Source organism: Shewanella sp. KCT, from assembly GCF_007636505.1.
GTDB classification, from domain to species: domain Bacteria; phylum Pseudomonadota; class Gammaproteobacteria; order Enterobacterales; family Shewanellaceae; genus Shewanella; species Shewanella halotolerans.
In genome coordinates, this window is the sequence record NZ_LVDJ01000010.1 from 88,222 (window position 1) to 98,704 (window position 10,483).

7 protein-coding genes and 1 tRNA gene are annotated in these 10,483 nt (G+C 52.3%); 7 read left to right on the forward strand and 1 reads right to left on the reverse strand.

The features are described from left to right. The first annotated feature begins 45 nt into the window (after positions 1-45). Both AYI87_RS14640 and rpoS read left to right on the forward strand, forming a co-directional pair. Entirely contained in the window at positions 46-978 is a 933-nt protein-coding gene (locus AYI87_RS14640; RefSeq protein WP_409928977.1) for a peptidoglycan DD-metalloendopeptidase family protein, read from the forward strand. A gap of 77 nt (positions 979-1,055) precedes the next feature. Continuing rightward, on the forward strand, positions 1,056-2,030 hold the full coding sequence (gene rpoS, locus AYI87_RS14645) for an RNA polymerase sigma factor RpoS (protein ID WP_011865015.1): 975 nt from the start codon (positions 1,056-1,058) through the stop codon (positions 2,028-2,030). Between the two features lie 282 nt (positions 2,031-2,312). Here the strand turns inward: rpoS and mutS are convergent, their stop codons facing one another. Next, entirely contained in the window at positions 2,313-4,880 is a 2,568-nt protein-coding gene (mutS, locus tag AYI87_RS14650; RefSeq protein ID WP_144203338.1) for a DNA mismatch repair protein MutS, read from the reverse strand. A 330-nt stretch (positions 4,881-5,210) separates the two neighbouring features. Between mutS and recA the strand changes: the two genes are divergently transcribed. The 5 genes from recA (at position 5,211) to AYI87_RS14675 (ending at position 10,482) form a co-directional block, all read left to right on the forward strand. Beyond that, on the forward strand, positions 5,211-6,272 hold the full coding sequence (gene recA, locus AYI87_RS14655) for a recombinase RecA (protein ID WP_011865017.1): 1,062 nt from the start codon (positions 5,211-5,213) through the stop codon (positions 6,270-6,272). A gap of 79 nt (positions 6,273-6,351) precedes the next feature. Continuing rightward, the gene (recX, locus tag AYI87_RS14660; RefSeq protein WP_144203340.1) at positions 6,352-6,804 is read left to right on the forward strand and encodes a recombination regulator RecX; all 453 of its coding nucleotides are present in this window, start codon (positions 6,352-6,354) and stop codon (positions 6,802-6,804) included. 244 nt (positions 6,805-7,048) lie between these two features. After that, positions 7,049-9,673, forward strand: coding sequence for an alanine--tRNA ligase (gene alaS, locus AYI87_RS14665; RefSeq protein WP_144203342.1), 2,625 nt, complete (start codon positions 7,049-7,051; stop codon positions 9,671-9,673). Positions 9,674-9,979: 306 nt separating this feature from the next. After that, complete coding sequence (gene csrA, locus AYI87_RS14670) at positions 9,980-10,177, forward strand: carbon storage regulator CsrA (RefSeq protein WP_011865020.1); 198 nt, start codon at positions 9,980-9,982, stop codon at positions 10,175-10,177. Between the two features lie 213 nt (positions 10,178-10,390). Then, positions 10,391-10,482: transfer RNA gene (locus tag AYI87_RS14675), tRNA-Ser, on the forward strand. Position 10,483: the final 1 nt, after the last annotated feature.

Here is a 10,483-nt window from a genome sequence, read left to right on the forward strand (position 1 = left end):
GGCTGTCATCTGGTGCGCCGACGTTAAGGGAATAGGGGAGCCGCTATGCTAAGCGCCCCGAGTCGGTTGAGGATTTGTCAAAAGCCAGTAGGCATACTGTGTGCCTTAATGCTTAGCTGTCTACTGAGCGGCTGTAGTTTTCAGGCCCATACTCCCGCTCCCGTGGTGAACGTCAACTCGCCGGTGAAGAAAGCCTATAAAAAGGGAGGCCTCACCTCCGACCACTACAAGGTCAAGCGCGGCGATACCCTCTATTCGATCGCCTGGGCGGCCAACAAAGATTTTTCCGAAATTGCCCGATATAACGGGCTTCGCAAGCCCTATACCATCTATCCAGGGCAGGTTTTAAAGCTTAAATCGACAAACGCTGTTACAAATAGCAAGACCCAGCGTAGCACTCAGGTATTGAGTAAAAAAACGCAACAAAATACAGCTAAAAATCAACCTAAACAAACAGTTAATTCTAGTCAGCAGGCTAGCGTCAGTAAAATGGCACCGGCGAAAAAATCGCTTGATCGGGGCGATAAATCTGCGTACGCTGTAACAACTGATCAACAAAATGTTAACGGCGTTATCCATAAGCCCAGTAGCACCCTACCAAAGAAGGTCCAGCGCTGGCATTGGCCCGTTAAAGGCAAGTTGATCGGCACATTCTCTACCAAGGAACAAGGTAATAAAGGGATTAAGATCGCAGGATCCCGAGGCGATCGCATTCAGGCAGCCGCCGATGGGCGAGTGGTGTATGCAGGAAATGCGCTAAGGGGATACGGCAATCTGGTGATCATTAAGCATAGCGATGACTATCTCAGTGCTTATGCTCATGCCGATAAGATCTTAGTAAAAGAGAAGCAGTTCGTTACCGCGGGACAAACGGTGGCGAAAATGGGACAGACGGGTACCAATAGGGTGATGCTGCATTTCGAGATACGGTATCACGGCAAATCCGTCGACCCACTTAAATTTTTGCCTAAATCATAATTTTATAGGCGCCATTTTGGCAATTGGAGGACAGTAAAGTGCAGTAAATTAGCATGTAAAATTTGGGAGAGCATATTATGGGTCGTAAACAATCTACCGCCGTGGCGGAGCCCTTAGTGGACTTGTCTAAGAATGAGTCTGATCTATCAGTGACCAACAGCAAGGAGGTTTTGAAAGACGCAGAACTAGAACAGCAAGTACAAGATGACTTACAAAAGAACTTAGATGCCACTCAGCTGTATTTAAGTGAAATTGGATTTTCCCCCCTATTGAGTGCGGAAGAGGAGGTTTATTTCTCACGTAAGGCCCTAAAAGGCTGTGAAAAATCTCGCAACCGTATGATTGAGAGTAATCTCAGACTCGTCGTAAAAATTGCACGTCGTTATAACAATCGTGGTTTAGCCTTACTGGATCTGATTGAAGAAGGTAACTTAGGTTTGATCCGCGCCGTCGAAAAGTTCGATCCCGAACGCGGCTTCCGTTTCTCAACCTATGCCACCTGGTGGATCCGCCAGACCATAGAACGTGCCATCATGAACCAAACCCGTACCATTCGCCTGCCTATTCATGTGGTGAAGGAGCTGAATGTTTACCTTCGTACCGCCAGGGAACTCGCGCACAAGCTAGATCATGAGCCAACCGCAGAAGAGATCGCCGAGCAGTTAGACCTGCCAAGCAGCGATGTTAGTAAGATGCTCAAGCTTAACGAGCGTATCACCTCGGTCGATACCCCACTGGGTGGTGACAACGATAAGGCACTGCTTGACGTATTAGCCGATGACGATTGTGTGGGTCCGGATTACAAGGTGCAAGATGATGATATGTCTAAGTCTGTTGTGCGTTGGCTAGACGAGCTGAACAGCAAGCAGAGAGAAGTACTTGCCCGTCGTTTCGGTCTACTTGGTTATGAGCCATCGACCCTCGAAAATGTCGGTAAAGAGATAGGCCTGACCCGAGAGAGAGTACGCCAAATACAGGTGGAAGCCCTGAAGCGGCTTAGAGATCTGCTCAGTGCTCAAGGATTATCGGTAGAAGCTATCTTCAGAGTATAAAAAGTGTATCGGGGTGTAGGCTAAGGATTACCGCGGCTTTCTTGTTATCGCCTTTGTGAGCAGTCGGTAGAGACTGAAAGGTTGATAACAATGCTAGCGTCTTATGGAGAAACTCGCGGAAAGCGCCTTAAGGTGTAAACCTGTGTCTTGAAGGGCCGACCCCAGAATTAAAAAAAGCGCATCCAAAAAGGTGCGCTTTTTTGCTGTCTAGGTTTTGTTACTCGTCGTAGTTCTATTGACTTTTAAGAGCTCAAATAGCTTAGCTTATAAGTGCTCGAAAGCTTAGCGTAGCTGCTTGAGCTCATAGAGAAGATCAAGCGCCTGTCTTGGCGTCAGGCTGTCGGGATCTATGGTATCTAACCTGTCCAGCGCCTTTGAGGTCTCCGGCATGGTCAGACTCAGCTGGGCCTGTCTCAGTTCGGGGAGCCCCTCCTCTCTATCCCGGCTCTCAAGATGATGCAGCTTGTGCTTGGCGGCCTGAACTACCTTGGCCGGAACACCAGCCAGCGCCGCGACTTGAAGGCCATAACTCTTACTCGCCGCCCCCTCCTGCACCGCGTGCATGAAGGCGATGGTGTCGTCATGCTCTATGGCATCGAGGTGCACGTTGGCCACATTTTTCATCTGATCAGGCAGTTGGGTAAGCTCGAAATAGTGGGTGGCAAACAGGGTCATAGATTTTAAGTTCTGCGCCAGATGCTCGGCGGCGGACCAGGCTAGCGACAAGCCATCATAGGTCGAGGTACCGCGGCCAATCTCATCCATCAATACCAGGCTCTCGGGCGTCGCGTTATGCAGTATGTTGGCGGTTTCCGTCATCTCAACCATGAAGGTCGAGCGGCCGGAGGCGAGATCGTCCGCGGCGCCGATACGGGTAAAGATACGATCCACAGGGCCGATGGCGGCCTTCTGGGCCGGCACGAAGCTACCTATATGGGCCATAAGGGTGATCAGAGCCACCTGGCGCATATAGGTCGACTTACCGCCCATGTTAGGACCGGTGACGATCAGCATGCGCCTCGCCGGGTTGAGGCTGACAGGGTTGGCGATAAATGGCGTCTGACTGACGCGCTCGACCACTGGGTGTCTTCCCGCCTCGATATGTATGCCGCTCTGGGCCGTGAGTTCTGGCCTGTGATAGTCCAGCTGCTCGGCACGCTCGGCAAAGTTGGTGATCACATCAAGCTCGGCGGCGGCGCGGGCGAAGGCCTGTAGCTCGTGCAGGCGGGGCATTAATAGATCGAACAGTTCTTCCCATAGCTGTTTCTCCAACGCCAGCGCCTTGCCCTGACTGGAGAGTACCTTCTCCTCATGTTCTTTAAGCTCGGCGACGATATAACGCTCGGTATTTTTTAAGGTTTGTCTGCGCTGGTAGCTCATAGGCACAAGATCAGACTCGCGGCGACTCACCTCTATGTAGTAGCCGTGCACCCGGTTGTAGCCCACCTTCAGAGTCGAGGCGCCGGTGGCAGCCTTCTCCCGGGCTTCCAGCTCGGCGAGGTAGTCGGTCGCTCCCTGGCTGAGTTTGCGCCATTCATCCAGCTCGCTGTGATAGCCCTCTTTGATCACGCCGCCGTCGCGGATCAGCATAGGCGGATTATCAACTATGGCGCGGCTGAGCAAGGCATGCTCCTCGGGGAAGTCGCCCAGGTGACTCGAGAGCGCCTTGAGGTGCTGGCTGTTGCAGTCTACCAGCTGCTGCTGTATCTCGGGCAGCAGGGCTAGTGCCTGACGCAGACGGGCAAAGTCACGCGGGCGGGCACTACGAATGGCCAGACGCGCCGTGATACGTTCTATGTCGCCCAGGGCTTTTAGCTGTTCATGCAGGTTTTCGTGATAGCCGTTGTCCAGAAGCTCGTCAATGGCATCATGACGGGCGCGGATGATGTTATGGTTGCGCAGCGGCTCATGGATCCAGCGCTGCAACATACGGCTGCCCATGGGGGTCGCCGTGTTATCCAGTACCGAGGCCAGGGTGTTGTCGCTACCGCCTTGCAGGTTGCGGGTCAGCTCCAGATTCTTACGGGTGGCCGCGTCCAGTACTATGCTGTCGCACTGATTGAAGCGGGTGATAGCGTTGATATGGGGCAGGGCGGTGCGTTGGGTATCTTTCACATACTGGATAAGACAGCCGGCCGCCTGTAGCGATAGCCTGACTTCCCCCAGGCCAAAGCCATAGAGATCTTTGGTGCCGAACTGTTCCAGCAGTAGCTTGTAGCTGGTGTCGTAGTCGAACTCCCATTCGGGGCGGCGACGCTTACCCGACAGTGAGGCGATCAAAGCCGGCTCGCTGAAATCTTCGCTGTAGAGCAGCTCCGCTGGATTGGTGCGTTGCAGCTCGGCTTCCAGCGCCTCTTTGCTGGCCAGTTCGGTGACCACGAAGCGGCCGGATGAGACATCCAGGGTCGCGTAACCAAAACCCACCTTGCCGTGATAGACGGCGGCCAGCAGGTTGTCCTGCCGCTCCTGCAGCAGGGCCTCATCTGTAAGCGTACCCGGAGTGACGATGCGAACAATCTTACGTTCTACCGGCCCCTTGGTGGTGGCGGGATCGCCTATCTGCTCGCAGATCGCCACAGATACCCTGAGCTGCACCAGCTTTGCCAGGTAGCCTTCCACCGCATGGTAGGGGATGCCTGCCATGGGGATAGGATCGCCGCCACTCTTGCCACGCGCCGTGAGGGAGATCCCCAGCAGTTCTGAGGCCCGCTTAGCATCGTCGTAGAAGAGCTCGTAAAAATCTCCCATACGATAAAAAAGCAACATATCGGGTGTTTCGGCTTTCAGCGTCAGATATTGACGCATCATGGGGGTGTGCTTTTCAAGATGTTGAGTATCGACGGCGTTCATGAATTAACCAAGGTATCCTGCTACAAAAATGTCTGTCATAGCCCCGCGGCCAGCACAGAATGAATGGCCACAATACTAACAATAAATTGATGGAGGTTGCGCATTTATCCTGTCTGTTTGGATAAATTTAGCGCTAATGCGACTGGGGCTGGTAAGCCGACTTTGTCTGAGCTTAGGTAAAAATAATCGCATACAGTACTTGATACTGTATGATTGTACAGTATACTAGGTTGCATATTGAGACAGCCTAAAGCGATGCGGAAACGGTCAGCGGGCTTTAACTTAACGGATACCCCACAGCGCAGCGTCTGTGATTGAGAGGAAAGCAGAATGAAGATTGATGCGAATAAAGAGAAAGCCCTGAGCGCGGTCCTTGGGCAGATTGAGAAGCAGTTTGGTAAAGGCTCTATCATGAAGTTAGGTGAAAACCGCTCTATGGATGTTGAGACTATCTCAACGGGTTCTCTGTCGCTTGACGTTGCATTGGGCGCAGGCGGTCTGCCACTGGGTCGTATCGTTGAGATCTATGGTCCTGAATCTTCGGGTAAGACCACCCTTACACTGGAAGTGATTGCCGCGGCCCAGCGCGAAGGTAAGGTTTGTGCCTTCATCGACGCCGAGCACGCACTGGATCCTATCTATGCACAAAAACTCGGTGTGGATATCGATAACCTGCTGTGTTCTCAGCCTGATACCGGTGAACAGGCGCTTGAGATCTGTGACGCCCTGACTCGTTCTGGTGCCGTCGACGTGATCATCGTCGACTCGGTTGCGGCCCTTACGCCTAAGGCGGAAATTGAGGGTGAGATCGGTGATTCTCACATGGGCCTTGCGGCGCGTATGATGAGCCAGGCGATGCGTAAGCTAGCGGGTAACCTCAAGCAATCTAACACCTTGCTGATCTTCATCAACCAGATCCGTATGAAGATAGGCGTGATGTTCGGTAACCCTGAGACCACTACCGGTGGTAACGCACTTAAGTTCTACGCCTCTGTTCGTCTGGATATTCGTCGCACCGGCGCCATCAAGGATCGTGAAGAGGTCATTGGTAACGAGACTCGCGTTAAGGTGGTGAAGAACAAGATTGCCGCGCCATTCAAACAGGCAGAGTTCCAGATCCTTTATGGTGAAGGTATTAACCGTACCGGTGAGTTGGTAGACCTTGGTGTGATGCACAAGTTGATTGAAAAGTCAGGTGCTTGGTACAGCTACAAGGGTGACAAGATTGGCCAGGGCCGTGCCAATGCCGGTAAATACCTGGTTGAGAACCCAGAGATTGGCGCCGAAATCGACCAGGCGTTACGCGCCATGTTGCTGGGCGGTGGTCAAGCGGTGGCTCAGTCGGCCACAGGCGATGAGAACGTCGACCTGGAAACCGGTGAAGTATTTTAAGCTCGCCGAGTCAACTAAGCCTTGCCTTAAGACTCTGGCTTTGTAATGACAATGATTTTGTTATGACTATGGTTTCTCAATGACTATGTCGGCGATGCAAGTCGCGGTGGGCCTGCTGGCTCGCCGCGATTATTCCCGCTATCAGATAAAGAGTAAGCTGAACCAGAAAGGTTTTCTGGACGGCGAGATAGAGGCTGTCCTTGGTCAATGTGAAAGCCAGGGATATCTCGATGATGCCAGGTTTGCCGGGCTCTTGCTGAGCTCTCATATCGCTAAAGGCCATGGTCAGAACAAGATACGCCAATCTATGTCCCAGAAGGGACTGGCCAAAGAGATTATCGAGTCTAGCCTCAATCAGAGCGACTGCGACTGGTTCGAGCTGGCGAGACAGAAGGCTGCTAAGAAATATGCCACTAGCGGCCCCATCGAAGATCAGAAAGAGCGCGCCAAACGAGTGCGTTATCTTCTCTCCCAAGGTTTTGGCTTCGATCAGGTCGCCTATGCCTTAGAGGTAGATCCAGACTTCGACTAATATCCTCATCTTTACCAGGAGTAATACTGGGCTCTAGTTCACTATCCTGATCTCGTTTTATCTCCATTAGTACTCAGCCTCTATAAGACCCAATTGAAACTCAGGCTTTTTACGCTTTCTTTGGGGATCCTCGGCTAAACCACTGGTTGTTCATCCATAGACTGCTTATAATGCTGGACTAACTGAGCATCGTCGGTGAGCCTTTTGCTTTCATCGCTAAAATAATCAAATTCAGGATGATTTCATGTATCAAACCACTGCAGCGCTGAGAAGTGCTTTCTTGGAGTTTTTCCGCAGAAACGGTCACCAGGTTGTGGACAGCAGTTCACTGGTACCTGGCAATGATCCCACCTTGCTATTTACCAACGCAGGGATGAACCAATTTAAAGATGTTTTCCTTGGGGAAGACAAGCGCGACTACAGCCGCGCCACCACGGCACAGCGCTGCGTGCGCGCCGGTGGTAAGCACAACGACCTGGATAATGTCGGTTACACCGCACGTCATCACACTTTCTTCGAAATGCTGGGTAACTTCAGCTTCGGTGATTATTTCAAGCAAGATGCGATTCGCTTCGCCTGGACCTTCCTGACCGAAGAACTCAAGCTGCCAAAAGAGCGCCTGTGTGTCACCGTCTATGAGACAGACGATGAAGCCTTCGAGATCTGGAACAAAGAGATTGGCGTCGCGGCCGAGAACATCATCCGCATCGGCGATAACAAGGGGGCGGCATACGCTTCTGATAACTTCTGGCAGATGGGCGACACCGGTCCTTGCGGTCCTTGTACCGAGATCTTTTACGATCACGGCGAACACATCTGGGGCGGCCGTCCCGGTACGCCGGAAGAAGATGGTGACCGCTTTATCGAGATCTGGAACATAGTCTTCATGCAGTATAACCGTCAAGCCGACGGCACCATGGATCCACTCCCTAAGCCTTCTGTCGATACCGGCATGGGCATCGAGCGTATCGCTGCTATCATGCAGGGTGTGCACTCAAACTATGAGATCGATATCTTCCAGTCACTGATCAAGAAGACCGCCGAGATCCTCGGCGTGACCGATCTGGAGAACAAGTCGCTGCGTGTTGTCGCCGACCATATCCGCTCTTGCGCCTTCTTAGTGGCCGATGGCGTGATGCCATCAAACGAGGGCCGTGGTTACGTATTGCGCCGCATCATCCGCCGCGCCGTGCGTCATGGTAACAAGCTAGGTGCTACCGAGGCCTTCTTCTACAAGCTGGTGCCTACACTGATCGAAGTGATGGGCGATGCGGCTAAAGAGCTAGTGGCAACCCAGGCGATCGTCGAAAAGGCGCTGAAGGCGGAAGAGGAGCAGTTTGCTCGTACGCTCGAACGTGGTCTTGGTATTCTCGACAATGCCCTGAGCCAGCTAGAGGGTAAGGAGCTTGATGGCGAGACCGCCTTTAAGCTGTACGACACCTATGGTTTCCCGGTTGATTTGACGGCTGACGTCTGCCGCGAGCGTGACATCACGGTCAATGAAGCTGGCTTCGAAGCGGCCATGGCCGAGCAGCGCAGTCGCGCCCAGGCGGCGGGTCAGTTCGATACGGATTACAACGACAGCCTGAAGATCGATGCCGAGACCGAGTTCTGCGGTTATAGCGATCTTAATGGCGAAGCCAAGGTCATCGGCCTCTATGTCGATGGTCAGGCGGTCGACGCGCTAGCCGAAGGCGACCAAGGTGTGGTGGTGCTCGATAGCACGCCATTCTATGGCGAATCTGGTGGCCAGTGTGGTGACAAGGGCCAGCTGAGCGCAGAAGGTGTCGAGTTCGAGGTGAAGGACACGCAAAAATATGGTCAGGCAATGGGTCATATAGGTCTGGTTAAGGCCGGCAGTATCGCTATGGGTCAAACCCTTAACGCTGCAGTAGACAAGAAGCTCAGACATCGCACCGAGTTGAACCACTCTGTGACTCACTTGCTGCACGCCGCGCTGCGTCAGGTGCTGGGCACTCACGTGAGCCAGAAGGGCTCTCTGGTTGAGCCTGAGCGTCTGCGTTTCGACTTCTCTCACTTCGAGGCAGTTAAGCGTGAAGAGCTTAAGCAGGTCGAAGATCTGGTTAACACTCAGATCCGTCGCAACCACGAGCTGAAGGCCGAGGTTATGGATATCGACCAGGCGAAAGAGAAAGGCGCCATGGCCTTGTTTGGTGAGAAATATGACTCACAGGTTCGTGTGGTAACCATGGGTGACTTCTCTATCGAGCTGTGTGGTGGTACTCACGTAGGCCGCACAGGCGATATCGGTCTGTTTAAGATCACCTCTGAAGGCGGTATCGCAGCCGGTATCCGTCGTATCGAGGCGGTCACAGGAGCTGCAGCAATCGCCTTTGTGGGTGAGCAGCAGGCGCAGCTTGAACAAGCTGCCGCGCTACTTAAGGGCGACAGCGCCTCGGTAGTGGCTAAGCTCAAAGCCCAGCTGGATAAGACTAAGCAGCTTGAGAAAGAGCTGTCTCAGCTTAAAGACAAGCTCGCGGCCGCGACCAGCGCCGATCTGGCCGGTGAGGCTCAGGAGCTTGCCGGTGTTAAGGTACTGGTTAAGCTGCTGGAAGGTGTTGAGGCCGGTGCACTGCGTGGCCTGCAGGATGAGCTTAAGCAGAAGCTGCAATCTGGCATAGTTGTGCTTGGCATCGCTGGCGACGCTAAAGTGAACCTGATTGCCGGCGTAACCAAAGACTTGACCGGTAAGGTCAAGGCCGGTGAGCTGGTGGCTATGGTGGCCGCTCAGGTGGGCGGTAAGGGCGGTGGACGCCCAGACATGGCCCAGGCCGGTGGCAGTGAGCCCGAGAAGTTAGCAGGCGCACTGGATTCTGTTATCCCTTGGTTGTCAGAACGTTTGGCCTAAGTTACCTCAATAGAAAAAAGCGCTCCATGAGCGCTTTTTTTGTGCCATATTGATTGAAGCTTAAGCTGAGGTACAGTTTAAAGTGTTAAATTTAATGCTGGTTTAACTGACTGCCATTACTATCTTGGTTATCTGTCATGCCTGATCCCGATAAATCAGCGATGTGCGGCACATTTAAACGAATTAACATGCAATAAAAGGGTGTTTTTTATCAGAACACTATTAATTTGTACTAAGCTGACCGTATAATAAGGTCATAACGGAATAATGCCGTATAAGCAGAATTAGGAACTAAAGGAGCAAAAAATGCTGATATTGACTCGTCGTGTTGGTGAAACACTGATGATTGGTGATGAAGTTACTGTCACCGTTTTAGGCGTAAAGGGTAATCAAGTTCGTATTGGTGTTAATGCACCAAAAGAAGTTTCAGTTCATCGTGAAGAGATTTATCAGCGTATTCAGTCTGAAAAGTCAGGTAGCTCTTCTGAAGGCGGCAATTTTTAAGCGATAGATTTAACCGGCGTTACACTATAAGAGTCAGCAAGTTTGCTGGCTTTTTTGTTTTTGGCTGACAGCTTTTTAACCATAACGGCGACATAGCATACAGGCGCTTAGGGGAAATAGGGATAACTGCTTAAAAACAGCTCAAACAGAATTTGTTTAGGAGAAATGGTTTGACTTATTTTCTTCAAACAGTAATATGTGCGCCAAGAAAACGGAGAGGTGGCCGAGTGGCCGAAGGCGCTCCCCTGCTAAGGGAGTATGGGCTTTATCTCCCATCGAGGGTTCGAATCCCTCCTTCTCCGCCAT

Coding starts and splice junctions, on each gene's coding strand:
- mutS (WP_144203338.1), bottom strand. CDS start 4,880: ATGAACGCCGTCGATACTCAACATCTTGAAAAGCACACCCCCATGATG.
- csrA (WP_011865020.1), top strand. CDS start 9,980: ATGCTGATATTGACTCGTCGTGTTGGTGAAACACTGATGATTGGTGAT.
- AYI87_RS14640 (WP_409928977.1), top strand. CDS start 46: ATGCTAAGCGCCCCGAGTCGGTTGAGGATTTGTCAAAAGCCAGTAGGC.
- alaS (WP_144203342.1), top strand. CDS start 7,049: ATGTATCAAACCACTGCAGCGCTGAGAAGTGCTTTCTTGGAGTTTTTC.
- rpoS (WP_011865015.1), top strand. CDS start 1,056: ATGGGTCGTAAACAATCTACCGCCGTGGCGGAGCCCTTAGTGGACTTG.
- recA (WP_011865017.1), top strand. CDS start 5,211: ATGAAGATTGATGCGAATAAAGAGAAAGCCCTGAGCGCGGTCCTTGGG.
- recX (WP_144203340.1), top strand. CDS start 6,352: ATGACTATGTCGGCGATGCAAGTCGCGGTGGGCCTGCTGGCTCGCCGC.